Below are 26,566 nucleotides of genomic sequence, written 5' to 3'. Positions count from 1 at the left end.
GGCTATTTCTCAGCGCCTTGCAAAAGTCGTTCGATACCGGCGAGCTACAATTCTTCTCGTCGCTGGAACCGTTGCGTGATCCGGCTGCGTTTCAGCGCTATCTGAACGATGTCCGCAGAATCAATTGGATTGTCTACGCCAAGCCGCCATTTGGCAGCGCCGAACAGGTTGTGCACTATGTCGGCCGCTATACGCATCGGGTAGCGATCAGCAACAGCCGTGTCATCGATATCGAAGACAGCAAAGTACGCTTTCGATGGAAGGATTACCGCCACGGAAGCCAGCAGAGAGTAATGACGCTGGACGTCGGGGAGTTCATTCGGCGTTTCCTCATCCATGTCCTGCCCGAAGGCTTCAAACGTATTCGCTACTATGGTTTTCTGGGTAACCGCTACCGCAAGCAAAAGCTCGCTCGCTGCCGTGAACTGCTCGGAATGATATCCGCCGATGCACGTTCGGAGCCGGAAGAGCCATCCGATTGCCCCGAGAAGGCTGAGCACTGCAATGCCGCTTCCTTGCGTCAATGTCCATCCTGTCATCAAGGCCACATGGTGTGCGTCGAGGTCTTGCAGCCAGGTTCGTTCAGTGCCGCTCGTTCACCGGACACTTCTTGATGCGAGACCTCGATCAACCAAGAACCGCCACCTTCCATTTCGCAATTCTTCCGGCCGCCGTGGCAGCCGATAGATGCCCTGTTGTCGTTCTTCCGACGTCAAACCTCCGGCGCTTCGCATTTTTCGGCTACTTCGCTTCCCAGATGTCGCTTCCACCCAGTACTTTCATGACAATGTCCGCTTTGGACTTGTCTCCAGTCCAGATCACGACGTCCACAAATAACGGCGCAGTGATTCAACACCCATAGCTGCAGCGGCGTGCCCGCGGCTTCGTCCAACACGTTTTTAGATTGCCGGCGCCCCTCGCGAGTGCTCGTGTTGGGTACCGAACCACGCGCCGCCAATCTAAAAACGCTCTCTAATATGCCGCGTCCGCATTATGCAGAGCACGGCAGGTCAACTCTTTGATCTGCTTTTTCATTTCCTCATCTCCACTTGGCATAATCATGATGCCTCTGCTCTCAACAGCAGAAGGACACCCTCATGGCTTTCCCCACCAACTCTCGCTCCGGCGGTGACCCACGCACCGCCTCTCTTGATGATCGTGCGCTCGTCCAGGGCTATCTGGCGCAGCATCCCAAGCTCGCGGCCGGTGCCCTGAGCGCGGCGCGACATTTTCTGAAGTGGGCAGGCGCTCATGGGATCGCGCGCGCCGATATTGATGCGGCAGCGGTTGATCGTTTCGCGCGGCATCGCTGTCGGTGCGGACGTTATAGCTCCCGGCAGCTACGTGACCCGGTCTACATCACCGATGTCCGCCGGTTCCTCCGTTATCTGGAGAATGCGGGGGTCGTAACCGTTCCGGACAATGTCGAACGGCTGGACAAATATCTCGCGGACTTTGCCGCCGAGCTTACGGCAGTTGGCTACAGCGAACCGAACTATACTAGGGGATTAAGTCAGGCACGGCATTTCGTCGAATGGATCTTCCAGGCGCGTATTCCTTCAAAGGAGATCACTGACATCACCATTGAACAGTTTGCCCTGCACAATTGTCGCTGCGGCATCCGAACCAAGCGAGGTCGACGGGTTGTTGGCACTGGAACCAAGGATCGCCGTCGAGGTGCATACCGTTTCGTCAGTTTCCTGCGTGAACAGGGTGTCATCAATCCCTCTGTGTCACCTGATTCTCTCGAGGTCGATCCGCGGCTGGACGGCTTCACCCAATGGCTACGTCGCGAGCGTGGGGCGACGGCCGAGACCATCCGGCGCTACCGGCAAGAGGCCGGACGCTGGATCGGCGTTCTCGGCACTGATCCGGCGCAATACGATGCTGGGACCATCCGCTCGATCGTTCTGGATCAGCCCAAAGAACGGTCTCGTTCTTCGATCCGCATGACAGTGACCGTGCTGCGGGCGTTTCTGCGCTTCGCCGTCATCCAGGGGCTTTGCGCCCCCTTCCTGCTGCATGCAGTACCGCCCGCAGTTCGACGGAAGCTGTCAACCGTTCCGCGCGTTATCCCGGCGGCGACAATTGAAGATATCGTTGCATCTTCTGGCGCGACGACACCAGTCGATATCCGGGATCGCGCCATCCTTCTCCTGCTCGCGCGGATGGGGTTGCGGGCTGGGGACGTGTGGCAGTTGCACCTTTCCGATATCGACTGGCGAGCGGGTCGATTACGGTTGCACGGCAAAAGCCGTCGCGGAACGATGCTGCCGTTGCCCCAGGATGCAGGGGATGCACTTCTCGCCTACATCGAGGAAGCCCGGCCCTTCGTCTCGACGGACCGGGTATTTCTGCGGACACAGGCGCCGTTTACCCCGCTGCGTTCTGCGGCCGAGATCGCCGGTATTGTCGCCCGCATCCTGAAGCGTGGTGGATTTTCCCGTCTGCCGACGGGATCCCATGTGTTCCGTCATTCACTGGCCTCCGCTTGGCTGCGCGACGGTGCCGATCTTGATCAGATCGGCGTCGCATTGCGACACGCCTCTCGGGAGTCGACCGCAATCTACGCGAAGGTGGATGTCTCGATGCTGGCAGCCGTTGCCCAGCCTTGGCCGGGAGCAGCGTCATGATCCATCATCACGTCGATCGCTACATTCAGCTGCATCGCACCCTTGGCAAGAAGTTCGATGCACACGAGCAGGCGCTGAATCAGTTCGCTGTATTCGCCAGCGAAAGAGCCGCCACCATAATAACCGCCGAGTTGATACTGGAGTGGGTGCGTGAAGCCGCTACGCCGAACGCAGCCCGTGTGCGTTTTGGCCTCGCACGCGCGTTTGCCGAGTTTCTGCACGGTGAAGACCCACGGCATCAAGTCCCGGCTGCAGGGCTGATGGGGCGCGGCCGACGGCGGCGGCCAGCTCCGTACATTCTAATGCCGGATCAAATCGCAACCATCATGGCGGAGGCTCTGAAGGTGCCAGGCTTGGCTCCGATCAGCCCGCTTACATATCATAATCTGTTCGGATTGCTTGCCTCGACAGGGCTCCGCATTTCGGAAGCTCTTTCCCTCCGCTGCGATGACCTGACGGATGACGGCCTCATGGTTCGCAGCGGCAAGTTCGGTAAAAGCCGCCTCGTTCCGCTACACGCTTCAACCCGGATTGCCCTTGAGCAATACCTTGCCGTCCGACGTGAGGTTCGCGGCGCAAGCGACGATCTCTTTGTGTTGGGTCACGGTCATGCTCCGACCAAGACCAGAGCCCATGTGGTTTTCGTCCGGATTGTCAGACGGCTCGGGTACCGCAACCCAACGGGCCCGGGTCCCCGGCTGCACGATCTTCGTCACACCTTCGCAGTGCGGTCTCTGGAAGCCTGCGGGAATAATCCGCAGGCTATTCTGCGACACATGCGTGCGCTGAGCACCTATCTCGGCCATGCCGAGGTTGCCAACACCTATTGGTATCTCGAGGCCACACCTGTCCTATTGCGCACGATCGCTTCAGCAACAGAAGGCGCCTTCGTCGGAGGTGCAGCATGATTCCGCTCGCTCCGGACCTTTCTGCGTTCCTGCAGAACCACCTTCCGAATGAACGTGGTGCAAGCCCGCATACAATCGCGAGCTACGCGCATGCGTTTACGCTCTTGCTGCGTTTCACCGCCGCTCGGCTCAAACGACAGCCCTCCGACCTCATGATCGAGGATCTCGACGTCGGACTCGTGCGAGCATTTCTGCAGCATGTGGAAGAAGGGCGGGACAATACCGCCCGTTCTCGCAATGCACGGCTCTCGGCGATCAAGGCGTTCTTTCGCTTCGTCGAACATCGGCAACCGGCCTGTCTCGAGCAGGCTATGATGATCCGGGCGCTACCGGTCAAACGAACGGACACCCGGCTCATCGACTATCTGACCCGGGAAGAGATCCGAGCACTGCTTGCCGCACCCGACATCCGCACGCGCGGCGGCCTGCGTGACCGCGCGATGCTCCATCTCGCCTATGCCGCGGGTTTGCGTGCGTCCGAATTGCTGGCGATGCGGATGGAAGACTTCGCCGACAGGTCGCTTTCCAGCGTCCGCGTCCTCGGCAAGGGACGACGAGAACGTATCCTGCCACTCTGGAAAGAAACTCAGGCCGCATTGCGAGCATGGCTAGCCGTTCGGCCAAATGGTCACGGTCCAGAACTGTTCCTGAGCCGGGATGGCCAACGCATGAGCCGCGATGGCTTCGCCTACAGGCTCAGCTTGCACGTTGCCAAAGCCGGCAAGACGCTGCCATCAATTGCCGGCAAAAGCGTCACGCCGCACGTGCTTCGGCATAGCTGTGCCATGCACACGCTCCAGGCAACCGGGGACGTCCGTAAGGTGGCGCTCTGGCTCGGTCATGCCAGTATCCAGACCACCGAGATGTATTTGCGCGCTGACCCGACCGAGAAGCTTGCGCTTCTTGACGCTCACCATCCCCCGCTGATCAGGGCTGGCCGGTTCCGAGAGCCGTCGGACAAGCTGATGGCCGCTCTCGCGGCCGCAACCAACCCACGGCACCGGTAAATCTGAACAGCCATCGCAGCGCCGGGCGACCTCCGCCCGGCACCTATGATTATGTCAAGTGGAGATGAGGAAATGAAAAAGCAGATCAAAGAGTTGACCTGCCGTGCTCTGCATAATGCGGTCGCGGCATATTACGTGCTCGATTACCTCGCCCATTCCTTCCCGGTGCAGCTTTATGAGCCCTTCACCGCCGAGGGCAATCTCTCGTCCCGGCCCGTCTTCCGCGATGGCCAGCCGGTCGAGAGCCGCGAGGCGGTCGCCCGCCGCAATGAGCTGATCGAGCGGCTCGCGTCGCTTCCGCCCGTTCCGGGCGCGCTCGACCAGATCGTGCAGCGGTTCGGCACGGATCTCGTGGCGGAAGTGACGGGACGTTCGCGGCGCTTGGTGCGCTGGGGTGACCGCCTTGCCGTCGAGAACCGTGCCGCCTCCGCCAATCTCGCAGAAACCGCCGCGTTCATGGATGACCTAAAGCGCGTGCTTGTCTTTTCGGAGGCTGGCGGCACGGGCCGCAGCTACCACGCCGAACTCTCGGCGCGGAATCGCCGGCTTCGCGTCCATTATTTGCTCGAGCCGGGCTGGAAAGCCGATGCCGCGATCCAGGGGCTCGGTCGAACGAACCGCACCAACCAGGCGCAGCCGCCGCTGTTCCGCCCGATCGCGACCGACGTCAAGGCGGAGAAGCGCTTCCTCTCGACCATTGCGCGCCGGCTCGACACGCTGGGTGCCATCACGCGCGGCCAGCGCCAGACCGGCGGCCAGGGCCTGTTCCGTCCCGAGGACAATCTTGAGAGCCACTACGCCCGAGATGCGCTGCGCCAGCTCTACCTGCTGCTCGTGCGCGGCAAGATAGAAGGCTGCTCACTCCAGATCTTCGAGGACGCCACGGGCCTGAAGCTCATGGACGCGAACGGCATCAAGGACGAGCTGCCGCCCATCACGACCTTCCTCAACCGACTACTCGCGCTCACTATCGACTTGCAAGGTGTGCTGTTCACGGCCTTCGAGCAGTTACTGAACGCCAAGGTCGAGGGCGCCATCGCCAGCGGCGTCTACGACGTCGGCCTGGAGACACTGCAGGCGGAGAGCTTCGTTGTTACCGATCGGCGCCCGATCTACACGCACCCCGCGACCCGCGCGGAAACCCGGCTGCTCACGGTCACGGAACGCCGGCGCAATCGCCCCGTGACGCTGGATCAAGCGCGCGACTATCTCGCCGATGCTCGGGCGGTGCTGCTGCTCAACGAGCGCTCGGGGCGCGCCGCGGTGCAGCTTCCGGCGCCGAGCCTCATGCTCGATGACGGCGAGATCGAACGCCGCGTGCGGCTGATCCGTCCGATGGAGCACCATCACGCTTCGATGAAGATGATGGACGAAAGCCACTGGCAGCCTGCGGATCGCGAGACGTTCGCCGCAGCATGGAACGGCGAAGTCGTCGACGTCCCCGAGTTCGCCGATAGCATCCTCCACATCGTCGCCGGCTTGCTGTTGCCGATCTGGAAGCGGCTGCCGAACGACTCGACCCGGGTCTATCGGCTCCAGACCGACGAGGGCGAGCGCATCATCGGTCGCAGGGTCTCGCCAGCATGGGCGGCGAACGCTTGTGCGAACGGTGCCAGTAGCTTGACCCCACAAGAGGCTTTCTCGGCGCTGATGGAGGGGCGCACCGTCCTCGACCTCGCCGAGGATCTGCAGCTCCGTCGTGTCCGCGTGATGGGCACCCATCGCATCGAGCTGTCCGGCTTCACCGATGCGATGCGTGACCGGCTGCGCGCCTACGGCCTCTTCAGCGAGATCATCTCCTGGAAGCTGCGCATGTTCGTGCCATCAGATGCGACGGGCGCCGCCGTGTTGGCAAAGGTGCTCGACCACTATCCGGTCGTGCGCATCGGCGAGCGGGAGGCCGCCTGATGGCCCGCGACAACGCCTCCGAATTGGCCCGCCGTCTCGCGCGTGAGGCCGAGGCGGTGTGCCGCCATTACCTGTCCAACGGGCGGCGCCAGGGCCGCTACTGGACAGTGGGGGACGTCCGCAATACGCCCGGCCGCTCGATGTTCGTCCGGCTCAGCGGACCGGAATCCGGTCCCGGCGCCGCCGGGCATTGGCGAGATGCCGCCTCGGCCGAACATGGCGATCTCCTCGACGTGATCCGCGAGAGCTGCGGTTTCACGAACTTTCGCGATACGACCAATGAGGCACGACGCTTTCTCAATCTGCCGCGTTCAGAACTGGAGAATGAGCCAAATCGCCTCCGGTTGAAAAAATCGCCCGTGCCCCTCGGATCGCCGGAGGCGGCGCGGCGGCTCTTCGGCATGTCGCAGTCGATCGCAGGCACACTCGTAGAAGCGTATCTCCGCAATCGCGGCATTACGGCTTTGCACGAAACCGGAAGTCTGCGCTTTCACCCACATTGCTACTACCGGCCCGACGACCACAGTCCGACCGAGACCTGGCCGGCCATGATCGCCGCCGTCACCGATCTGAACGGCCACCTGACCGGCGTGCATCGCACCTGGCTCGACCCCGGCGGCTTCAGCGAGACGACGCTTGGCAAGGCGCTGATTGACGCGCCGAAACGGGCGATGGGCGACCTGCTTGGTCACGCCGTTCGATTTGGCGTAGCTGGTGAAGTCATGGCGGCCGGCGAGGGCATCGAGACGATGCTGTCGCTCCGCAGCGTCCTGCCAACCATGCCGATGGTCGCAGCCCTCTCGGCGGCGCATCTTTCCGCCATCCTCCTCCCGGACACGCTCCGCCGGCTCTACGTCGCCCGCGATGACGATCCTGCCGGTAACGGCGCCATGGCAACCTTAATTGATCGGGCGCAGGTGGCCGGGATCGAGGCAATCGTGATCTCGCCACGGCTTGGCGACTTCAACGAGGATCTTCGCCTGCTCGGATTTGACGCCCTTCGGGCCGCGTGCCGCGTGCAGATCGCGGCGCAGGACGTCACACGCTTTATGGAGCTGGCGGCATAGCCGGAACGCGGAGGGGTTACGCGGCCGCTTCGTTAGCGCGAGGCCGGTGATCGTGCTTCCCCTCAGCGCCGGAGAGGACCGCCCCACGGCCTTCTGAGAGGGCGATCGGGCAGCAGGCGGCCCGGACCGGCAACCTCGTGGGCCGACTATTTTCCGTCGGCGGCAGAGCCGCCTTTACATCGCGAGACAAAATAATCGGCCCCCTTCGGTCCTCCGCCAAGGCTCCGGCCCTCCGCTGCGCTGCGGGTGCAAGTCCGTTCCGCCTGCCGCTTTCGTCGCCATGAAGGCCGCGATGGGCGCGGTCGATCCGACGAGGGAAAACCGCAATGACCGCCGACCACGACAACGATTTCGAGCCGCGCCACAGCTCATCCCCGACCGACCAAGTCCTCCAGGAACTCCAGCTCTATGGCTACCGTCCCTTCCACGATGAGCCCGATCCCCGCGGGCTCCCTGAAGCGAGAGTCCTCGCCGGAAGCGTCGCCGACATCTTCGAGGCCCTGGTGGCGGCACTGTCCGATACCCGTCTTGAGCCTGACCTCGAAGACCTGCTCTGGTCGACGGTGAACGTGTTCCACCGTGCCATCGCCAGCATTGAGCGCGAACTCGACGATAACGAGCTGGCGCAGCAGCGGTCGCAGCGGGAGCAGGACGGCAGCGAGATCAAATCCGTCGAGCTGGAGCGACTGACGGCAGAAGGGCAGACCCTGATCGAGCGACGCAACGCCTTCGAGCTGATGCGCGACCACGCCGCCGACGAGTTCGAACGCCATACCCATTCGAGCTGGCGGCCGCGCAACGGGTCGAAGGTCAACCACCGCAATCTGACCGCCGCTGTGATCGACAGCCGCGATTTCCTGGCCGCGAAGAAGCGCGCGGACAATCAGGTGCTCCTGCCGGCGGGACCGAAGGTGGCGCTGACCGGCGGTCTCGAATTCAACGATTACCGCTTGATCTGGGCCAAGCTTGACCAGGTGCACGCCAAGCATGCCGACATGGTGCTGCTGCACGGCGGATCGCCCAAGGGCGCTGAACTGATCGCTGCCAAATGGGCCGACAACCGCAAGGTCCCGCAGATTGCTTTCAAGCCCGACTGGACGAAGCATGCCAAGGCCGCTCCGTTCAAACGCAACGATGCGATGCTGGAGACGCTACCCATCGGCGTGATGCACTTCCCCGGCACCGGCATCCAGGACAATCTCGCCGACAAGGCCAAGAAGCTAGGCATCCCGGTCTGGAAATTCGGCGGCGCGTGAGCGCCGCATATTTCGGCTATCCGACTTGAGCGGCACGATCGTGCAACTTCCGCTCCGCCTCCTCCGCCGCCTTCTCGACGGCACGAAAGATCGTGGTCCACACTTCAGCCAACTCCGGAAACTCCATCCGTGCCTCGGCCGGGTTTGAACAATTCGCCAAGGCGCGAAGGAACGCAGCCTCTACCTCTGCCTTCCCCTCGATCTCGCCTTGATAGGCATCGGCGGCGGCATTGTAGCCGCTCCAGCGCACCCGCCGCAGCGCGCCCTCCTTCGTCAAAGCCGCTTGGCCGAGGTAAAGCTCGATGCTTGCGGCTTTGCCGTTGATGTCGACGACATGCTCCCCTTGAGGGCCGAAAGTCGGATACTGACACGCAAGCTCCGTGTCCGGGAGCACGACCACGATCATATTGTCCGGCAGCCCCAAGGCGCTGGCCTGCCGATACGCCTGACGTCCACTCGTGTCATTGTCGAACACGGCGACGAGGCGCAACGGTGCCCGCGCTGCCGCAAATGCCTTCAGAAATTTCACGAGATACGCGGCGCCGCCATCCACGCTCAGCTCAGCATGGTTGAAGAACGAGAAGTAATCTTTCCGCTCTGGAAACAGCGCCGTGAGCGAGCGCTGTAATATCCGGATGTCCGTACTACCCTCGGCAAGAATGACCGTCGTTGCCAGCGGACGGGGGGCAAGGGGAGCAGAAGCCCTCTTGTCGTCGCAAATGCTGGCATTCGACTCGATCCAACCACCGCCGATCAGCGCCGTGATGTCGAGAGAGACGTACCGCACGTCAACGCAGGCATCCAACAAAGCCCGGAGGCTCATCAGGGATCCATAGCCGTCGAACCAAAGCCAGCCCTCGCCGTCGCGATCACGCATCCGGCGAATCTCGTCCGTCGCCTCCTCGCGCGTGTACATGGTCGCGAGCACATCGGGCGCCCGCCGATACCAATCCTCGACAGAGAATGAGCGCAGTGCGGCGGCCGTTTCCTCTGCCCAACCGCCATCGGCGCAGTATTCCTCCCACGTCTCGCGCGTTGTTGCGAGCCAAGCCTCCAGCCGTTCACGCGCCGTAGCGGCTGTGCAGCCCAAGAGATCCAGGCGGGACAAGACGACCGCTCGGGGCGCCTCGTAGACCACGTCAGAATTTTCCTCTTCATCAACCGACGGCCTGACGGCTCGGTCGCTTTCCTGGAATAGCGCGCAAAATTGATCGGGAACGACGGACTTTGCGCCACAGATCTCGGTCCTATCGAAATAGATTCCGCAGTAACTTCCCATCCATCGCTCCTACAGGCCAATCTCCAGCATGGTGGTGTGATCCAGCGAGCGGTTGGCGCGCCCTTTGAACTCCGCCAGTCGGCCTCCCCAACCGCACATCGACTCACAATCCATTCTAGCCGATCACCTCCCGCACGGTGACGGCAACGATGTTCCAGCTGAGAGCCACGCAGCCCTGACAACCAGGCCCCTATCTGGCGGACACCGCCCCGCTGCCTCGGCGCTGATCCTTGATCCGGGCGCAGGCCTGACGCCATCAACCCGCAAGGGGTCGGCTTACGCTGAAGCGTGCCGCCGCTTCGTCTTCGCCTGCGCGGTGATTGCGGCCTACTGCCGGATTCATCGGGCGCCTGTCGCGCGGGGATGGTCCCCGCCTCAGAACAGGAGCCGGACCGATGTCTCAAAGCCTTGCCTTCGCCAACGCATGGAACCTCGCCACCACCCTCATGGTCTGCGTCGTTATCTTCCGCACCGGTATGGGTGGATACGGCGTCATGCCGACCGCCGAATACGACGGCGATCCGGCCGCCGTGATTTACGAATTCGATCCCTTCCAATGACGAAGGCGCGCTGCAGATCGCTGGCCGGTGAGCGGAGGTCCTTTCGGATTTCCGCTCCCCGTCTCCGCCGTTTTTGGCTATGCTGTCGATTGCGCCGTGGTGGTGGTGGAAGGCGCGACCGTCAGACCTTTATCTCACGGAGACCACCACCATGATCATCTTTGGACCACTGCTTGTCCTCGTTGGCATCGGCTTCTTCTGCTGGTTGCTGTTCACGCTCGCTGTTTTCGCACTGCCTTTCTTCGTTGGCCTGACGATCGGCACCTGGGCCTTCCACACCGGCGCCGGAGTGCTCGGTGGCGCAGCAGCAGGGCTCATGGCGGGCGGTGTGACCATTGGCATTGGCCAACTCGCGCTCGCCTTCGTGCCATGGACTTGGCTTCGGCTCCTGATCATCCTCCTCTATGTTGCGCCCGCCACGGTCGCCGGTTACAGCGCCGCGCACGGAATTGCCCAGATGGTGATGCCATCACCCGCGTGGCACACGGTTTTCGCGGTCGTCGGGGCTGTTGCCGTTAGCATCACGGCCTTGGTTCGCTTCACCGGGATGGCCTTAGACGAACCAGCAAGACAACGCGTGGCGCGAGGCTGACATCAGTGCTGGGCGCCCGGCAGGACCTAGTCAGACCGGGTATTACGACGGCTTCTAAGCACTACCGGCAATCGATGTGGACGCAGACACAATCAGCATCATGGGACGCTCTAATTCTTCGTCCAATTGAGGCATCTGCTGGATCTGCTCGCGTGTCGGGGCAAACTCCTCGACCCGCCGAATTTGAAAGCCCGCGCCGATCAGCGTGTTCAGGGTGGTGCCAAGTGTCCTGTGGTATTTCAGAACGCCCTTGGCGAACCAGTCCGTCCGACGTTCACCCTCGACGGAATATCGATTGATCGGCCAAGTTTTGCGGCCCTCCTCATCGGAAATCCAGTGCGGGTGTACCGCTGCCATGAAGATCGGATGTTCAATCGTAAAGACGAAATGCCCGTCAGGAACCAGTGCCTTGCGGATCACATGCACGAGGCGGCCAAAATCCTGAACATAGTGAAAGGTCAGTGCGCTGTAGGCGAGGTCGAAAGTTGTCTCAGGTAGGTCCAGCGTGTCGAGATCGGCGATGCGATACTCGATGGCGGTGTCCGCTGTGTCCGCCCTGGCACGCTCGATCATGTTCTGCGACAGATCCAGACCCAGAACCGAGGCCGCGCCCTGCTCGCGCATCCAGCGCGAGGCCCAGCCGAAGCCACATCCCAGATCAACGACACGTTTCCCACCCAAATCGGGCAGCATGGCCCGGATCGCGGGCCATTCAGGAGCGCCGTCCAGCCCATGCACCTGCCGGGGCAACTGGCTGTAGCCAGCGAAGAAATCGGGATTGTCGTAGATATTCTGCGCCATGTTTGCCTGCTGTTCGGCTTTTCGCTCTGCCCGGACGGTTCTTCCTGATCCAACCAGAATTGTCGCGGTGGGCTGCGACGCGTCATGATCCTACTCAAATCAAGCTGCACAAAAGACATCTTGAATCGGGCGGACTTCTCGCGCCGAAAACGAAAAACCCCGGCATGAAGGCCGGGGCTCCCGTGATGCCACGGCGTACATCCGGCCGCGACAACCAGGCGACAGTTAGCACGCGGTTTTCGAAGAAAATGTGACCTTCGCGTCGTCGTTCTTGAATGTCGACCTTTCAAGGTGCTTGTACTTCGCACGACCATCACGTGGGGCCTTCTGTCCAAGACCTACTACCGAGCGAGATAACGGATCCCTCGCCACGTCGCGCAGAGACTTGCCGCCGGGTCGTTGATTGATTTAGATGAGAAGGTGGTTTTTCTTTTTGGAGCAAATGACGTGGCGTTAGGGACTGTTAAGTGGTTCAACCCGACGAAAGGCTATGGATTCATTGCGCCGGATGATGGTGGCAAAGATGTTTTCGTGCACATCTCTGCGGTAGAGAAGGCCGGCTATACCTCGCTCGTTGAAGGCGCGAAGGTCAGCTACGAGGTGGTGACGAACCGCAGCGGCAAACAAGCCGCAGAAAATCTCCGCCTAGGATAAGGCGCAGCTCGACGTCCCGGCATTCTTTGAGCTAGTCCGAATCTCACGCTTTCGAGACACGTGGGATATATCCCAGTTGGCGCTCAAGGGCGGCCAAAGTCAGGCGCGCTGACTCCAATCGTGCAGCCGCCTCGGTTAGGTTGGCCCACGCTTGGTCCTGCCGCGAGACAGCTGCCAAGCCAATCTCAATGCTATCCTTGAGAGACCGCGGGTCTTCGCTGCGTAAGGCGAGCCCCAATTCAGGCAGTATCCTGGTCAGCGCTCGATGCGCGGAACGTTCTTTTCGCTCCAGGCGGTCCACCACGGCGAGGGCCTCGCGATAATGCCGTATCGCTTCGATGGTTCTGTTTTCGAGGTTGCTATTGTCGCTCATCCGATTCTCTTTCTCCCCCGATCTCTTAACGGGCATCGTCCTGCACGAGATCCTGCTTTCGGGCTGCGCGGCTAGTCGTAATCGCTGCGGGACCGGAAGGCCTGGCGAGAGCTGACAGCGATTACATTGTAACTGACCGGATCAGGCATCCAGCGTGCTCGCGATTCTTGTCTTTGAGCTACACTCAGCGAAGCCTGAGCGTCGAGGCTCGACCGATCATCGCAGAGTGGCAGTTTCGTGGCAGTCGTTGTGCGGCATCGACCAAACGGCGACGGATCACACGGCCGGCGGCTCTCGTGAACGGGGCGTGTGCTGCCGACGCGCGATCGCGGAAGCGGAGATCCGTCCGTCTCCACTACAGAGAGCTAAGCAGCATTGGATTCACTGGACCAGCTCTCTCGGTGGGCTCGCAAATCGCCACGTTCTCCTTGATGCCAGCTCTGTTCGGATCGAGCGCACCAAACGGCCTCTTCGATGGATGGATCTGGCCGAAGGACGGCTGAAGCCTCGACCGCCTATGGCGCAACAGCGGCGTCACAACTTTCTTCCCCTGCCGGCTGCGCCGTCATTCCTCGCGAAACAAGAAAGTTCCTCCTTTGCTGTCCAGCCCCTTCGGGGTGCGCCGTCGATCGCCTCCGGCCTGTCGATCACCATCGAGGCCGCAAGGTGCGGGCTCGGAGAACAGAGATCAAGGAGAACTACCATGGCGACCATCGGCACCTTCAAGAAGACCGGCAACAACGAATTCAACGGCGAAATCGTCACTCTCTCGCTCCAGGCGAGGAACGTCCGGATCGTCCCCGAAACCAACCGCTCGGGCGACAACGCCCCCAGCCACCGGGTCTACATCGGCCGTGTGCAGGTTGGAGCCGCCTGGTCCAAGCGCTCCAACGAGGGCCGCGACTATCTCGGCCTCAAGCTCGACGATCCGAGCTTCACCGCTCCGATCTTCGCCAACCTCTTCGACGACGAAGACGGTGAGGGCTTCAGCCTGATCTGGTCCCGCCCCAGCCGTCGCAACCGGGACTGATCCGAGCCACAATGCCTCGCCCGGCTGGCCCCGGGCGAGGCATAGCCTTGCTCAAGAGCCGGCCGTACAGAGCTTCGCGAGCCGGCGCGGACCGCGGACCGGTCTCCATCAGCGACCGCGGACCTGTCCCGCCTTGATCGGCCGTCTTTGATTGGCTTCCCACACGGTCTCGACGATGTCTTCCCAGTCGGGGCAAATTGCGACCAAACGATCCAGCGCCGTGGGATCCCGTTCGATCTGGCCGAGTGCCTGAGCGCGCCATTCGTCGTTGAAGCTGATGCTCATCAACCCCAAGCATTCGACAACGGAGCTGTCAGGCGGCAAATGTTCCAAGATCGCCGTCACTATGCCAGTCCATTGTTGAAGCAGGCGCCACTGCTCGGCGGCGGCCCCGGTCTCCAACTTCTCTTGAAGGAGATCAATCAACAACAGGAAGCGAATTCGCCAAGGTTGGGGCCTGAGGTCCGCGACGTAAGCGTCCACGACTTCGCGGATGTCGGATGGCAAGTGCTCGTACAGGGGCATAAAGCCCACTCCATCTCACTCAGTATGCCCTTCCGTCCCTGAAAGGTATGCGTCTCTGGAGACAAACCAGATTTACGTAAAGTCGCCTATCAACTTATGCGTGACGCATGCCGAGTTGATTCATAATGTGCCAAGGGTGCAATGGAGCACGAATTCGTCGCGTCATCGAGACCGATGAGGATGAACCGCCGTTCGTTTGATCAGATCGGTTGCCTCGACCCCTAGCGCCTCCGCAATTCGGCCGAGCACGGTTACGCTGGCCGACACATCTGCGCGTTCAATTGCGCCGACGTAACGGACGCTTAGTCCAGCGCCATCGGCCAACTCTTCCTGCGTCATTTTCTTCACATGACGTATCCGACGCAGATTGACCGCCATGACCTCCTTGAGATCCATGGCAACAAGGGAACTCACATCGGAATGATCGTTCCAGGAACGATCATTCCGATTCGTGCGTCACTGTGCTATTCATATCGTCTGGCTAGGGCCTGGTGTGCCGCTTCCGGGGAGCGCCGCGATGCGATCTGCGCATCACGGCACAATTCGCGCGTGACGATTTCCCAGCTTGCAAAGTCCTGAAGCTTAGATGAATTCTAATCGCTGCATCAATGCTGAGGGGCAATTGCAATGAACAATGCGCCATTCCAGGACCGGCCGCCAATAACGGATCGCGTCAACGCCTACGACGAGAAACATCTTGCTATCTACGTTCGGTTGTTGATGGCCGAAGAGGAGGGCGCCGACTGGCGCGAGGTGGTCAGCGTGATCTTCGGCCTCGACCCCACGCGCGAACCAGATCGTGCCAAAAATGTCCATGATAGCCATCTCGCTCGCGCGCGATGGATGGTGGAAGCCGGATATCAGGACCTTTTGGAACCGCGGATGCAGTGATTTGCGCCCCAATCACGCAAATTGCGATCTCGCGTGATGCAACCTCCGGGTCTAGTCTCTTTTAGCGTCTTTAGGGATCGTGGTGCGGGGCACAGAACAAAAAGACGAGAAGACAGACCATGCCGACCCAGTACTGGCGCTCGCCGGAGACCATCGAACGCCTGAATCGTCTTGAGCGCCCGGGTTTTGCCCTCGAATTCCTTCGTCGCAATGCCGACTACCGCCGCGACTTCGCCCGCACTGAGCGCCAGATCGCGCGCGGCGACTCCGATCCCAACACCATCCGAACGATTTTCGCACGTCGATGGAGGTTGCGGTGTCGCCCATGATCCCGCCTCTCCGGTTGGGCCCGAACCAGCCATTTGGCTGCCCGAGGCATCACCGGGAACATTGATCCTGACGCCCGCGCCGCCAGACTTCGAGACCGTTCATTCGATTGATCGCAACGCTTTCGGACTGCCAATCGTCGAGCGGATAGACGCTGACGGTCGCGAGCTGGTTGTCGCCGACGGCTCAGGTGAGCTCCATGTCCGTTTGCGCGACGAGCAGGCCGCGCGCCGCCCCGCCGTGCTTGTGCCGCTCGACAGCATGGGCGAACTGCGCGCCGACGTGGTGCTACACTTCGTGCGTCGCCTTAGTGGCCAGCGCGTCGATCTTCTACCGGCGGCGCTGCGGCTGACGTCATTCCAGAAGCGGCGACTGATTCAGCTCCTTCACGCCTTCGACGTCCATGACCTCGGCGGCGGCCCGCGAGAAGTGGCAGCGAAGGTGCTCGCCTCCGACCACGCGCAGCGTCGTTCGGTCGAGTGGAAGGATTCGCATGCCCGCCGCAAGGCGAACCGGCTCATTCATGATTCAATCGCTTTGGTCGAGCGCGGCTATCTGAAGCTTCTACGCGGCCTCTGATCGAGTCCCTGATCCCTCCAAGCCATCCGCCGCCCTGATGAGTTAGTTGCGCCCAGCTGGTAGCGCTCGGCTTCGCCTGGTTGCGACGATGGGGGGACACAAACCTACATAGTTTTTCGTCCACCCCCAACGCCTGAACTCTCCGCCACTCTGGCCCGGACAAGCCGCGACTTGGCCGCGGCGCTTCGAGGCAAGACGGAGATCTCCCATGCTCGATAGGCCCGCGCAACTCTCAACCCGCTACGTGCGCACCCCCGAGGCCGCGCGCCTCCTCGGCATCTCGCCGCGCACGCTTGAGAAATACCGCTGCCATGGCAACGGTCCGACCTTCCGCAAGCTCGGCGGCCGCGTCGTCTACGCGATCGGCGATCTCGAAGCCTGGGCCGATCAGGCCGCCTGCAGCTCAACGTCGGATCCTCGCTACGTCGAAGCCCGCGCCGCCGGCAACGCGCATCGCTAAGGCAACGCCCGCCATGTCGTCGCGCCGCCCCATCACGCCCAGCGAGCGAAGCAAGCTCGATCCGTTCGTTGTCGCCATCGGCGACGCCAGCCCGCGCGATCAGCGCGACCTGATGGAGCGGCCATTCTTCTCGCTCGCCAAGGCCAAGCGGACGAGACCTATCCTCTACGAGGCCGGCGACGTGTGCGTCGAAGTCTTTGCAGTCCCAGAGCACGGCATGGCGACCATTTGGGATGCGGACGTGCTGATTTGGGCGGCGAGCCAGATTGTCGAAGCTGAGAACCATGGTCTGAAGACCTCACGCTTCCTGCGCTTCACGCCCTACCAGCTCCTGATCGCAGTCGGCCGGCAGACCGGCGCGCGGGACTACAAGCTCTTGAAGGGGGCACTGGCGCGTCTGCAGGCGACCGTCATCCGCACCACCATTCGGCAGGGCGAGCATTGGCGGCGTCACCAATTCTCCTGGATCAACGAATGGGAGGAATGCGCGAGGCGCGACGGTCGCGTGGAAGGCATGGAATTTGTCCTCCCTGACTGGTTCTATCGCGGCGTCATCGATCGCTCACTCGTTCTCACGATTGATCCGGCCTACTTCGGCCTGACCGGCGGGATCGAGCGCTGGCTCTACCGCGTCGCGCGCAAGCACGCCGGCCGCCAGCCAAGGGGATGGCTGTTCGAGATCGCGCACCTCCACAAGAAATCCGGCAGCCTGGTGCGCGTCTCCGATTTCGCGCGGCAGATCCGCCTTATCGCCGCACGTCAACCACTCCCCGGCTACGGCTTGCACGTCGAACGCGAGGGCCGCCATGAGCTGCTGCGCATTCTGCCGACAAAGTTGTCCACTGGCCCTGTGGACAGCGCTGTGGAAGCGCTCGGGACTTCGCACGCAAACCGTATCGGGATTCCGCACGCAGCCCCATCGGGACTTCGCACGCATGCCTCTAATATAGAATCTAACTTAGAGTCTAACCTAGAATCTAACTGTTGTAGTGGGCCCGTGCGTGTTGCGGATAGCGCCGACGCCGGCGCTGAGCCGCCAACCAAGCACCCACGCCAACCATCTCTGCCGCTTCTCGACCGCAAGGCGGGAGGCAAGCGATGATTGTCGCGCTGCTCAACCAGAAGGGCGGTGTCGGCAAGACGACGCTCGCCCTGCACCTCGCTGGCGAATGGGCGCTGCGCGGAAAGCGCGTGACGCTGATCGATGCTGACCCCCAGGGCTCGGCATTGGACTGGTCGCAGCAGCGGGCGCGGGAGAACGTCGCACGGTTATTCGGCGTCGTTGGCCTCGCGCGCGACACGCTCCACCGCGAGGCGCCGGAGATCGCGCGCACCGCCGATCATGTCGTCATTGATGGACCGCGCATCGCTGGATTGATGCGCTCGGCGCTTCTGGCGGCCGACCTGGTACTGATCCCCGTGCAACCGTCGCCGCTCGACGGCTGGGCCTCGGCCGAGATGCTGGCTCTGCTGCGCGAGGCCCGCATCTATCGTCCGCAGCTCGCCGCGCGCTTTGTGCTCAACCGCTGCGGCGCGCGCACGCTCATCGCCCGCGAGACGATCGAGGCACTTGCCGATCACGATCCGCCGGTGCTCGTCAGCACCATCGGCCAGCGCGTCATCTTCGCCGACGCCGCGCAGTCCGGCCGGCTCGTCTTCGAGCTCGTCGAGCAGAGCGCTGCTGCCCGCGAGATTGCCGCGCTCGCCGCCGAAGTCGCGAGGATCGCGCCATGAGCGAGCGCTCCACCAAGCGCAGTTTCGCATCCAGACCTGGCGATGCTGAGCGCTGGATCAAGGCCAGCGACGCGCCGCCGCGTCGCATGGATGACGCAGCGGCCTTCACCGCGCGGCTGACAATTGATGTCACGCCAACGCTGCGCGGCCGTATCAAGGTCGCCGCGTTCCAGCGCAGCGTCACCGTCGCCGACATGCTGCGCGAACTGCTGGCGCGCGAATTCCCCACTGACGCCGGAGAGCCGTCATGAATGACAACGAGGCCTTGCCGCCGCGTGCCGTGCCGACCTTGCATCGACGCGGTGTCGCGCTCACTCATGTGGAGCTGACCTGGATCGAGAAGAGGATCGAGCACTGGCTGCGCTTCGGCCGCCGTGCCGAGGAGAAGATCCTCGACCGTCGCCGCAGCATATCGAGCTTTATGGCCGGCAGCATCTTCGGCTTCGTGCGCTGGGCATCGAATGACTACGGCACCGTGGTATCGCGCATGGACATCGTGCGCGCTGTGGAGTCAGGCCAGCGCTATCAGACGCTGCCATTCGTCCGACCGGGCGGCGAGATCCTGCTGCGCGTCGATAGCTGGCCGAAGGTCGAACGTGTGCTGCAGGCGGTAGACGCCATCGAGGCGCTCGGCACCGATCCGGCCGACGCCGCGCCCGAATACTGGCGGCATCTCCACAATCGCCTCGCCGCCGGTCACGAACCGCGCGCCTACACGCTCGAGCAGCATGTGGCCTGGCTCAAGCGCCGGAGCGTCACGCCATGACCCGCTTCGGCTATCTCATGTTGACGTACATTGCGGCGCTGGTCGCCGGCGCCCTGGCGTTCCTTCATCCCGCGCCGCGGCTGATCTGGAACGCCACCGCGAGCACACCGATAGGGCTCTACGCGCTGCATCCGGTTGGCGAGCTGCGCGCCTTGGAACTGGTCGCGGTGCGGCTACCCGAACCTATCGCGAGCATGCTTGCCGAAGGCGGCTTTCTTCCGAACGGTTTGCCACTGCTCAAGCATGTGATGGCGCTGCCCGGGCAAACCGTGTGCCGGTCAGGCGACACCGTCACCGTCGATCATGTCGATGTCGGCGCCGCACATGATCGCGACCATCTCGGCCGACCGCTGCCGCGCTGGAGCGGGTGCCACACCCTCCAGCCGGGCGAGGTCTTCCTCATGAACCCGACCGTCCCGGACAGCCTGGACGGCCGCTATTTCGGCGCGCTCCCCGTCACCTCGATCCTCGCACGCGCAGTCCCGCTTTGGACTGACGAAGCCGGCGACGGCCGTTTCGTCTGGCGTGCGGCCACCGATTGACCCGCTTCCCAACCCGCCCAACCCAGGAGGTTTCCCATGGCACAAATCGGTCAGTTTACTCGCGAGAAGTCTACCTTCACCGGGCGCATTCAAACGCTCTTCTTCGAACGGATTCTCATCCTCACCCCAGCCGAATCCTCGGATGCCGATAACGCGCCAGACTACCGCATCCGCCTCGGCGATGCCGAGGGCCCAGAGATCGGCGCCGGCTGGAAGCGCACTGGAGAGAAGGCAGGCGAGTACGTTTCGCTCATCATTGACGACCCGGCGCTACCGCGGCCGATCCGCGCCAATCTCTTCCGGTCGGGCGACGACCAGTCGACCTGGACGCTGAACTGGAACCGTCTGCCCCAACGCGCCGAGCGGGACTGATTGCATGCAGGATCCTGTCACGCATGCCCGTAACGAGGCGCATCAACGGAGCACCCCTTTGTTCGGGGGGAAGCCGTCTCATCCGCCCATCCTGCTCGAACGTCGGTCGGCCGCTGCGCAGACCAGCGGTCGAGGGCAGGACGGCCCGCCGCGCATACGCCTGACAGATGCGAGCACGGCGCATTGTTTGCGTCACGGCGGAGAGACGGCGCGCTTTGCCATTCTCCTGCTCGTCGGCCTGCTCGTGATTGGTGGGTCAATGCCGGCGGTGTCAGCAGAGAAAGCGTCGACGCGAAGTCAAACAGCAAGCGACCGCTATGTCGCTTATGTAGCGGAAGCCGCGCAGCGCTTTGGCATTCCGACTGCATGGATTCGCGCCGTCATGCACATCGAGAGCAGCGGCGATCGGCGCGCTGTCTCACCAAAAGGCGCACTCGGCCTGATGCAACTCATGCCCAAGACCTGGGCCGACATGCGCGTTCGCTACGGTCTCGGGCGCGATCCCTTCGATCCCCGCGACAACATCCTCGCCGGCGCCGCCTTCCTTCGCGAACTGCACGACCGCTACGGCTCGCCTGGTTTCCTTGCGGCCTACAATGCGGGTCCCGGCCGCTACGAGGATTTTCGCGATAGACATCGTCCGCTCCCGGCGGAGACGAAAGCCTATGTCGCGGCCATCGTCCCTTTTGTCGATGCGGAGAGGACGCCAGAGCCTCTCCTCCTGGCGGCCTCCTCTCGTTCATCCTGGACGCGGGCACCGCTCTTTTTGGGCCACGCTGACGGGCCGTCCTCTTCCGCGCCAGCAACATTCGATCGACCAGCGCACGACATGCCGGCTGCAGTTCCAGTGCACGATCTCTCGGCCATCGCTCCGCAGTCGGAAGGCCTGTTCGTCGCTCTCTCGACACCGGGACGATTGCAATGACTTCACGGCGTGGGCAAAACAATGAAGCCGATCGATGCGCACCCGTAAGCACCCATGCTGCGGACATCTGGACCGTTTTCACGCAATGGCGACGCGCCGCGGGGATCCTATGCCAATTCTGGCTCAGGCGCATTTCAGCGCTGACCGGCGAAAAGGAAAGAGCAGGCGAGGGAGAGGAGCAGGCAACGACCGAACGAGGGCGAGGGCGAGATAAAAGGCCGCAATGTGCGGCTCGGTCGGTCGGTTGTTGTTGCTTTGTTTTTTTGCTGATCCGGCAATGTGTGGCCTCGGCGTGCAATGTGCGCCTCACCATCAACTCATTGCCCGGTCTCTCAATTTTGCACATTGCCGAGGCTGGCAATGGCTGAAGAGAACGATTTCCACCCTCGGCCTGGCCGGATCCGCTCTTCGCGGAGCCAGCGGGCCAAGCCCTTCATCGCCCAGGCGCTTGCCGCCGCTCAGCGCGCCGGCGGCGGCATTTCGCGAGCCGGCCATCTCGTAAGCCCCCGTCATTCGCGCTTCGGCCGCGGCCGCCTCGCTAGCGTGCGGGCGAACCGTCTGCTCACCGGCCGCTCGCGCCTGGTGACGATCAAGACCCGCGTTGTGCGGCATAAGGCGAGATCGGCGCCGCTCGCTGTGCATCTCGGCTATCTCCGGCGGGAGGGCGTCACCCGGGACGGGAAGAAGGCCCTCCTGTTCGGCCCGGACACGGAGGACGCCGATCCGAAGGCCTTTGCCGAGCACTGTCAGGATGACCGCCACCATTTCCGCTTCATCGTCTCGCCGGAAGACGCAGCCGATATGGCCGACCTCAAGGGCTTCGCCCGCGAGCTGGTTGGCCAGATGGAGAAGGATCTGGACACAACGCTCGACTGGGTGGGCGTCGATCACTGGAACACCCAGCATCCGCACGTGCACATCATCGTGCGGGGCGTCGCCGACGGCGGTCAGGACCTCGTCATCTCCCGTGACTACATCAAGGAGGGGATGCGCGCCCGCGCCCAGGACTTGGTCACGCAAGAACTCGGATTGCGCTCCGATCTCGACATCCGCCGCTCGCTCGAGCGCCAGGTCGAAGCCGAACGCTGGACACAGCTCGACCGCCAGCTGGTTCGCGATGCAGACCGGCATGGCGTCATCGACCTTGCGCCCAATCCGGCAGAGCCGCCTGATCAGTTCCATGCGTTGAAGGTCGGCCGGCTGCGGCGCCTGGAGAGCCTCGGCCTCGCTCATCAGCTCGGGCCAGGCCAATGGGTCATGGACGAGGCCGCCGAGACGACGTTGCGCGAGCTCAGCGAGCGCGGCGACATCATCAAGCGTATCCACCGCAGCCTGACCGAGCGAGGCATCGAGCGTGGGACTGCGAGCTACGTGCTATCAGGTGAAAGCCTGGACGTCCCCGTCATGGGACGCCTCGTCGATCGCGGTCTCGACGATGAACTCAAGGGGACCGCCTATGCCGTGGTCGACGGCGTCGATGGCCGCACCCACCACATCAGGCTGCCCGATCTCGACGCCGCCGGCGACAGCACACCGGGCTCGATCGTCGAGCTCCGCAAATTCGATGACGCGAGAGGGCAGCGTCGCGTGGCGCTCGCCGTCCGCTCCGATTTCTCGATCGAAGCGCAGGTGACCGCGAGCGGCGCAACATGGCTCGACCGCCAGGCCGTCGCCCGCGATCCGTTAGCACTTGGCCAGGCCGGCTTCGGCGCCGAGGTCCGCGACGCCATGCAACGGCGGGCCGAGCAGCTCGTCGAGCAGGGGCTCGCCGAGCGCCAGGCGCATGGGCTGGTATTCGCGAAGAACCTCATCGGCACGCTGCGGCGCCGGGAATTGGAGGATCTCGGCAAGCAGCTCGCGATCGAGACCGGCCAGCCGTTTAATCCGTCGGCTGCCGGCCAATATGTCTCGGGCACCTATCGGCAGCGCTTCGCGCTCGCTTCCGGTCGCTTCGCCATGATCGACGATGGTCTCGGCTTCCAGCTCGTGCCCTGGACGCCCTCGCTCGAAAAGCAGCTCGGCCGGCATGTCTCCGGCGTCGCTCGCGCGGATGGCGGCATCGATTGGGGTTTCGGGCGCAACCGAGGGCTTGGCCTGTGAGCGATACTTCCAATCACCGACGCCAGGAGAGGGCGGCCGCCATGTCCGCGACCAAGATTCTCTGGGGGCAGGTCATCACGGTCTTTGCGATCGTCGTGCTGACGATCTGGGCCGCGACGGAGTGGACAGCCTGGCGGCTTGGCTTTCAGCCCCAGCTGGGGCAGCCCTGGTTCGAGCTGCTCCATTTTCCCTTCTATCTCCCGCCGGCCTTCTTCTGGTGGTGGTTCGCTTACGATGCCTATGCGCCCTCAATCTTCACCGAGGGCGCCTACATCGCGGCATCCGGCGGCATCATCGCCGCAGCCGTTGCGATCGGCATGTCGGTCTGGCGCGCCCGCGAGGCAGAGAATGCCGAAACCTATGGCTCCGCGCGATGGGCAGAGGCAAAGGAGATCGCGCAGGCCGGATTGCTTGGGCCGGACGGGGTCGTGCTCGGCCGGTTCGAGCGCGCCTATCTTCGCCATGATGGGCCGGAGCATGTCCTCTGCTTCGCTCCCACGAGATCGGGCAAGGGTGTCGGCCTCGTCATCCCTTCGCTCCTGACCTGGCCGGGCTCGGCGATCGTTCACGACATCAAGGGCGAGAACTGGCAGCTCACCGCCGGCTTCCGCAGCCACCATGGCCGCGTCCTCCTGTTCGATCCGACCAACGCGAAGTCGTCGGCCTACAACCCGCTGCTCGAGGTCCGCCGTGGCGAGTGGGAGGTGCGCGATGTCCAGAACATCGCCGACATCCTGGTCGACCCGGAGGGCAGCCTCGAGAAGCGGAATCATTGGGAGAAAACCAGTCATGCGCTCCTGGTCGGCGCCATCCTCCATGTCCTTTACGCTGAGGAGGACAAGACGCTCGCTGGCGTCGCAGCCTTCCTGTCCGATCCGAAGCGGCCGATCGAGTCCACTCTTGCCGCGATGATGCGGACGGCGCATCTCGGCGAGGCCGGTGTCCATCCAGTGGTCGCTTCCGCTGCGCGGGAGCTACTGAACAAATCCGGCAACGAACGTTCCGGCGTCCTGAGCACCGCGATGTCGTTCCTGGGCCTCTACCGCGACCCGGTCGTGGCGGAGGTGACGCGGCGCTGCGACTGGCGGATCACCGACATCGTCGGCGGAGAGCGAGCGACCACGCTGTACCTCGTGGTACCGCCGTCGGACATCAACCGCACCAAGCCGCTGATCCGCCTGATCCTCAACCAGATCGGCCGCCGCTTGACCGAGGATCTTCAGGCCAAGGCCGGACGGCGCCGGCTCCTCCTGATGCTCGACGAGTTCCCCGCGCTCGGCCGGCTCGACTTCTTCGAGAGCGCCTTGGCGTTCATGGCGGGTTACGGCATCAAGAGCTTTCTGATCGCCCAGTCCCTGAACCAGATCGAGAAGGCCTATGGGCCCAACAACTCGATCCTCGACAACTGTCACGTCCGGGTCAGCTTCGCGACCAACGACGAGCGGACCGCGAAGCGGGTGAGCGACGCGCTCGGCACCGCGACCGAGATGAAGGCGATGAAGAACTATGCCGGCAGCCGGCTCGCGCCTTGGCTCGGCCACCTGATGGTGTCGCGGTCGGAGACCGCCCGTCCGCTGCTGACGCCCGGCGAGATGATGCAGCTCCCGCCATCAGATGAGATCGTCATGATGTCGGGTCTCCATCCGATTCGGGCGAAGAAGGGGCGCTATTACGAGGACGGGCGCTTCCAAGAGCGCATTCTGGCGCCGCCGACGCTGACCAAACCCAATGGCAGCCGGCCAGATGATTGGAGCTTACGGCCTCTGCCGCCGCGCCCAACGGCATTACAGGCGTCGACCGACGACCAGACGGACGACGAAGATCCAAAGACCGCCGACCGCCGGCGGCAGCCTGAACTGGATCAAGATTTCGTGGAGAAAAAGGAACCGCTCGACAACGAGTTCGCGCCCGACCTCGCCGACGAGCTCGATGAAGATGCCCCGCGGATCAGGCGCATGAACGACATGATGCAGGGCGTCGCGCGTCAAGCGTCGCTCGACCCTGGTGATGATCTCGGATTATGAGGCAGGGATGACCACGCCGAAGAAGAAGGCCCAGATGTCGGTCTATCTCGAGCCGGACGTCATGACGGCGCTGTCGGCCTATGCCGCCCGGCGCGAGCAGCCGCTGTCGCTCACCGCAGAAGCCGCCATTGCGTCCTTTCTGTCGCCAGACGCCGATGAACGGCGTGAAGCTGCCATCGCCAAGCGCCTCGACCAGATCGACCGCCGGATCGCTCGCCTTGAGCGGGATGTCGGGATTTCAGTCGAGACCATCGCCCTCTTCATCCGCTTCTGGCTGACGACAACACCGCCACTCCCGGAACCGGCTGCCAAGGCCGCGAGAGCACAGGCCGGAGCGCGTTATGATAATTTCGTTGCGGCGCTCGGCCGACGGCTCAGTCAAGGGCCAAAGCTGCGACAGGAGATCCCGGACGATATTCAGGAGAGTAAGCCGATGGACGGGTAGCCGCTTAATCGTCCGATGATCTCTCGCCGCGTGGGCAAAAATCCAGCCGCGGTGGCGATTTATGAATGGAGGGCCGGTGCCGTCCTTTTACCGACGTCTTTGGCTTAGTCCGGGACAGCCGCTTCGGCCAAGCTGTCACAGAGGGCTTGAGCTATGCAGTTGTAGCTCCAATCATTCTGATGCAGCCAATATCCGTCGAAATTACTGATCATCTGGTCGATCGGGATACCGCGTTTGACATGCCAGTAGCGCATGATTTCGAAACGGCGGAACAACGCGACATCATGCGCGGCCGCGATGGTTTCAATGATGCGAAGCATCTCTTGCGTTGCGGCCGTCGGCGTCTCGTCTTTTTGGAGCAACGCAGGTGCATACTGAAGGTTCATCAAGACGAGGTCGGCGTTGGTTTTTGACAGATGATCGATGCCACGGATAATGGCCGCTCCGACATCGTCTAGAAAATAGTCCTTCCAAGCCGCATTGGTGCCGACCTGCCAAATCACCAAAGCTGGATTAAACGAGATAACCTCCTTCTTGAACCGTGCGGCTTCATTTGGCGCTTCATCGCCGTTTACGCCGGCGTTGTGCATATTGATCTTGCGCCCCGGAAAACGGCTAGCGAGTGCTGTTGCGAGCTTGTCTACGTACCCGTTGCCGGGGCTTGCTCCCTCGCCGAAGGTCGAGGATGAACCGATGGCGACGATACTGATGTCGCCTGTTCCCTCCAAAGCCTCCGCGAGCCGGGGCAGCCGCTGTCCCAACGAAGTCAGGTCCGGTGGCGTATCGCAGTTAAGGGTTTCCGACATGC

Annotated in this window: 30 protein-coding genes and 1 pseudogene; 25 read left to right on the top strand and 6 right to left on the bottom strand. The window is 62.8% G+C overall.

Translation table 11 applies throughout. The annotated features are described in order from the left end of the window. The 7 genes and pseudogenes from QQL28_RS35315 to QQL28_RS35285 form a co-directional block, all read left to right on the top strand. The coding region (locus QQL28_RS35315; protein WP_284273161.1) for an IS91 family transposase at positions 1 to 614 on the top strand (614 nt) is incomplete at its 5' end. 483 nt (positions 615 to 1,097) lie between these two features. Continuing rightward, entirely contained in the window at positions 1,098 to 2,633 is a 1,536-nt protein-coding gene (locus QQL28_RS35310) for a tyrosine-type recombinase/integrase (protein WP_284273159.1), read from the top strand. Beyond that, a complete protein-coding gene (locus QQL28_RS35305) occupies positions 2,630 to 3,541 on the top strand; it encodes a tyrosine-type recombinase/integrase (protein WP_284273157.1) in 912 nt (303 codons plus the stop codon). The genes QQL28_RS35310 and QQL28_RS35305 overlap by 4 nt, the downstream gene beginning before the upstream one ends. Further along, positions 3,538 to 4,548, top strand: a complete 1,011-nt coding sequence (locus tag QQL28_RS35300; protein ID WP_284273154.1) for a tyrosine-type recombinase/integrase — start codon at positions 3,538 to 3,540, stop codon at positions 4,546 to 4,548. The genes QQL28_RS35305 and QQL28_RS35300 overlap by 4 nt, the downstream gene beginning before the upstream one ends. A 129-nt stretch (positions 4,549 to 4,677) precedes the next feature. Next, a pseudogene (locus tag QQL28_RS35295) lies at positions 4,678 to 6,456 on the top strand (strawberry notch C-terminal domain-containing protein); the annotation flags it as partial. After that, on the top strand, positions 6,456 to 7,523 hold the full coding sequence (locus tag QQL28_RS35290) for a DUF7146 domain-containing protein (protein ID WP_284273152.1): 1,068 nt from the start codon (positions 6,456 to 6,458) through the stop codon (positions 7,521 to 7,523). The pseudogene QQL28_RS35295 and the gene QQL28_RS35290, both read left to right, overlap by 1 nt. Before the next feature lie 326 nt (positions 7,524 to 7,849). Next, the gene (locus tag QQL28_RS35285; RefSeq protein WP_284273150.1) at positions 7,850 to 8,779 is read left to right on the top strand and encodes a DUF2493 domain-containing protein; all 930 of its coding nucleotides are present in this window, start codon (positions 7,850 to 7,852) and stop codon (positions 8,777 to 8,779) included. Positions 8,780 to 8,795: 16 nt separating this feature from the next. On the opposite strand, the gene QQL28_RS35280 is transcribed toward QQL28_RS35285, so the two are convergent. Next, a complete protein-coding gene (locus QQL28_RS35280) occupies positions 8,796 to 10,058 on the bottom strand; it encodes a HEPN/Toprim-associated domain-containing protein (protein WP_284273148.1) in 1,263 nt (420 codons plus the stop codon). 395 nt (positions 10,059 to 10,453) lie between these two features. Between QQL28_RS35280 and QQL28_RS35275 the strand changes: the two genes are divergently transcribed. Next, positions 10,454 to 10,618, top strand: coding sequence for a hypothetical protein (locus QQL28_RS35275; RefSeq protein WP_284273146.1), 165 nt, complete (start codon positions 10,454 to 10,456; stop codon positions 10,616 to 10,618). Positions 10,619 to 10,769: 151 nt separating this feature from the next. Continuing rightward, positions 10,770 to 11,210, top strand: a complete 441-nt coding sequence (locus QQL28_RS35270; RefSeq protein WP_284273143.1) for a hypothetical protein — start codon at positions 10,770 to 10,772, stop codon at positions 11,208 to 11,210. A gap of 54 nt (positions 11,211 to 11,264) precedes the next feature. On the opposite strand, the gene QQL28_RS35265 is transcribed toward QQL28_RS35270, so the two are convergent. Beyond that, on the bottom strand, positions 11,265 to 12,011 hold the full coding sequence (locus QQL28_RS35265; RefSeq protein ID WP_284273141.1) for a class I SAM-dependent methyltransferase: 747 nt from the start codon (positions 12,009 to 12,011) through the stop codon (positions 11,265 to 11,267). Between the two features lie 447 nt (positions 12,012 to 12,458). On the opposite strand from QQL28_RS35265, the gene QQL28_RS35260 reads away from it, so the two are divergent. Further along, complete coding sequence (locus tag QQL28_RS35260; protein ID WP_284273169.1) at positions 12,459 to 12,665, top strand: cold-shock protein; 207 nt, start codon at positions 12,459 to 12,461, stop codon at positions 12,663 to 12,665. A 43-nt stretch (positions 12,666 to 12,708) separates the two neighbouring features. Here QQL28_RS35260 and QQL28_RS35255 read toward each other — a convergent pair whose 3' ends face one another. Then, positions 12,709 to 13,038 (bottom strand): hypothetical protein, encoded by a 330-nt coding sequence (locus tag QQL28_RS35255; RefSeq protein WP_284273139.1) that lies wholly within the window; start codon positions 13,036 to 13,038, stop codon positions 12,709 to 12,711. A 703-nt stretch (positions 13,039 to 13,741) separates the two neighbouring features. Between QQL28_RS35255 and QQL28_RS35250 the strand changes: the two genes are divergently transcribed. Then, positions 13,742 to 14,068, top strand: coding sequence for a DUF736 domain-containing protein (locus tag QQL28_RS35250; RefSeq protein ID WP_284273137.1), 327 nt, complete (start codon positions 13,742 to 13,744; stop codon positions 14,066 to 14,068). A 108-nt stretch (positions 14,069 to 14,176) separates the two neighbouring features. On the opposite strand, the gene QQL28_RS35245 is transcribed toward QQL28_RS35250, so the two are convergent. Continuing rightward, a complete protein-coding gene (locus QQL28_RS35245) occupies positions 14,177 to 14,593 on the bottom strand; it encodes a hypothetical protein (RefSeq protein ID WP_284273135.1) in 417 nt (138 codons plus the stop codon). Between the two features lie 162 nt (positions 14,594 to 14,755). Further along, a complete protein-coding gene (locus QQL28_RS35240) occupies positions 14,756 to 14,989 on the bottom strand; it encodes a helix-turn-helix domain-containing protein (protein ID WP_284273133.1) in 234 nt (77 codons plus the stop codon). A 231-nt stretch (positions 14,990 to 15,220) separates the two neighbouring features. Between QQL28_RS35240 and QQL28_RS35235 the strand changes: the two genes are divergently transcribed. The 14 genes from QQL28_RS35235 to QQL28_RS35170 all read left to right on the top strand — a co-directional run bounded on the left by QQL28_RS35235 (position 15,221) and on the right by QQL28_RS35170 (position 25,758). Further along, entirely contained in the window at positions 15,221 to 15,484 is a 264-nt protein-coding gene (locus QQL28_RS35235) for a DUF2285 domain-containing protein (RefSeq protein ID WP_284273131.1), read from the top strand. Between the two features lie 119 nt (positions 15,485 to 15,603). Continuing rightward, positions 15,604 to 15,813 carry a transcriptional regulator domain-containing protein gene (locus tag QQL28_RS35230; protein ID WP_271553998.1) on the top strand — a complete coding sequence of 70 codons (210 nt, stop codon included), beginning with the start codon at positions 15,604 to 15,606 and terminating at the stop codon, positions 15,811 to 15,813. A 61-nt stretch (positions 15,814 to 15,874) separates the two neighbouring features. Next, positions 15,875 to 16,390, top strand: coding sequence for a DUF2285 domain-containing protein (locus QQL28_RS35225; RefSeq protein ID WP_284273127.1), 516 nt, complete (start codon positions 15,875 to 15,877; stop codon positions 16,388 to 16,390). Positions 16,391 to 16,598: 208 nt separating this feature from the next. Next, positions 16,599 to 16,850 carry a helix-turn-helix transcriptional regulator gene (locus QQL28_RS35220; RefSeq protein ID WP_284273125.1) on the top strand — a complete coding sequence of 84 codons (252 nt, stop codon included), beginning with the start codon at positions 16,599 to 16,601 and terminating at the stop codon, positions 16,848 to 16,850. 13 nt (positions 16,851 to 16,863) lie between these two features. Beyond that, the gene (locus QQL28_RS35215) at positions 16,864 to 17,952 is read left to right on the top strand and encodes a replication initiator protein A (RefSeq protein ID WP_284273123.1); all 1,089 of its coding nucleotides are present in this window, start codon (positions 16,864 to 16,866) and stop codon (positions 17,950 to 17,952) included. Next, positions 17,949 to 18,584, top strand: coding sequence for a ParA family partition ATPase (parA, locus tag QQL28_RS35210; RefSeq protein WP_284273121.1), 636 nt, complete (start codon positions 17,949 to 17,951; stop codon positions 18,582 to 18,584). The genes QQL28_RS35215 and parA overlap by 4 nt, the downstream gene beginning before the upstream one ends. Next, the gene (locus QQL28_RS35205) at positions 18,581 to 18,835 is read left to right on the top strand and encodes a ribbon-helix-helix protein (protein ID WP_284273119.1); all 255 of its coding nucleotides are present in this window, start codon (positions 18,581 to 18,583) and stop codon (positions 18,833 to 18,835) included. The genes parA and QQL28_RS35205 overlap by 4 nt, the downstream gene beginning before the upstream one ends. Further along, entirely contained in the window at positions 18,832 to 19,350 is a 519-nt protein-coding gene (locus QQL28_RS35200; protein ID WP_284273116.1) for a DUF2840 domain-containing protein, read from the top strand. Before QQL28_RS35205 ends, QQL28_RS35200 begins: the two co-directional genes overlap by 4 nt. Beyond that, positions 19,347 to 19,892 carry a S26 family signal peptidase gene (locus tag QQL28_RS35195; protein ID WP_284273115.1) on the top strand — a complete coding sequence of 182 codons (546 nt, stop codon included), beginning with the start codon at positions 19,347 to 19,349 and terminating at the stop codon, positions 19,890 to 19,892. The genes QQL28_RS35200 and QQL28_RS35195 overlap by 4 nt, the downstream gene beginning before the upstream one ends. 36 nt (positions 19,893 to 19,928) lie before the next feature. Further along, a complete protein-coding gene (locus tag QQL28_RS35190) occupies positions 19,929 to 20,264 on the top strand; it encodes a DUF736 domain-containing protein (protein ID WP_284273114.1) in 336 nt (111 codons plus the stop codon). A gap of 187 nt (positions 20,265 to 20,451) precedes the next feature. Continuing rightward, entirely contained in the window at positions 20,452 to 21,189 is a 738-nt protein-coding gene (locus tag QQL28_RS35185; protein WP_284273113.1) for a lytic transglycosylase domain-containing protein, read from the top strand. A 360-nt stretch (positions 21,190 to 21,549) separates the two neighbouring features. Continuing rightward, positions 21,550 to 23,289 carry a relaxase/mobilization nuclease domain-containing protein gene (locus QQL28_RS35180; RefSeq protein ID WP_284273111.1) on the top strand — a complete coding sequence of 580 codons (1,740 nt, stop codon included), beginning with the start codon at positions 21,550 to 21,552 and terminating at the stop codon, positions 23,287 to 23,289. A 41-nt stretch (positions 23,290 to 23,330) separates the two neighbouring features. After that, positions 23,331 to 25,313: a conjugal transfer protein TraG gene (locus QQL28_RS35175; RefSeq protein ID WP_284273109.1), complete on the top strand. Its 1,983-nt coding sequence runs from the start codon at positions 23,331 to 23,333 to the stop codon at positions 25,311 to 25,313. A 7-nt stretch (positions 25,314 to 25,320) separates the two neighbouring features. Continuing rightward, positions 25,321 to 25,758, top strand: coding sequence for a CopG family transcriptional regulator (locus tag QQL28_RS35170; protein ID WP_284273108.1), 438 nt, complete (start codon positions 25,321 to 25,323; stop codon positions 25,756 to 25,758). A gap of 104 nt (positions 25,759 to 25,862) precedes the next feature. Here the strand turns inward: QQL28_RS35170 and QQL28_RS35165 are convergent, their stop codons facing one another. Then, positions 25,863 to 26,564, bottom strand: coding sequence for an SGNH/GDSL hydrolase family protein (locus QQL28_RS35165; protein ID WP_284273107.1), 702 nt, complete (start codon positions 26,562 to 26,564; stop codon positions 25,863 to 25,865). Positions 26,565 to 26,566: the final 2 nt, after the last annotated feature.

It is taken from the genome of Bradyrhizobium iriomotense (genome assembly GCF_030160715.1).
Taxonomy (GTDB): domain Bacteria; phylum Pseudomonadota; class Alphaproteobacteria; order Rhizobiales; family Xanthobacteraceae; genus Bradyrhizobium; species Bradyrhizobium iriomotense.
The sequence above is the reverse complement of the archived record's forward strand: the minus strand, read 5'-3'. Positions and strand labels throughout refer to the sequence as shown.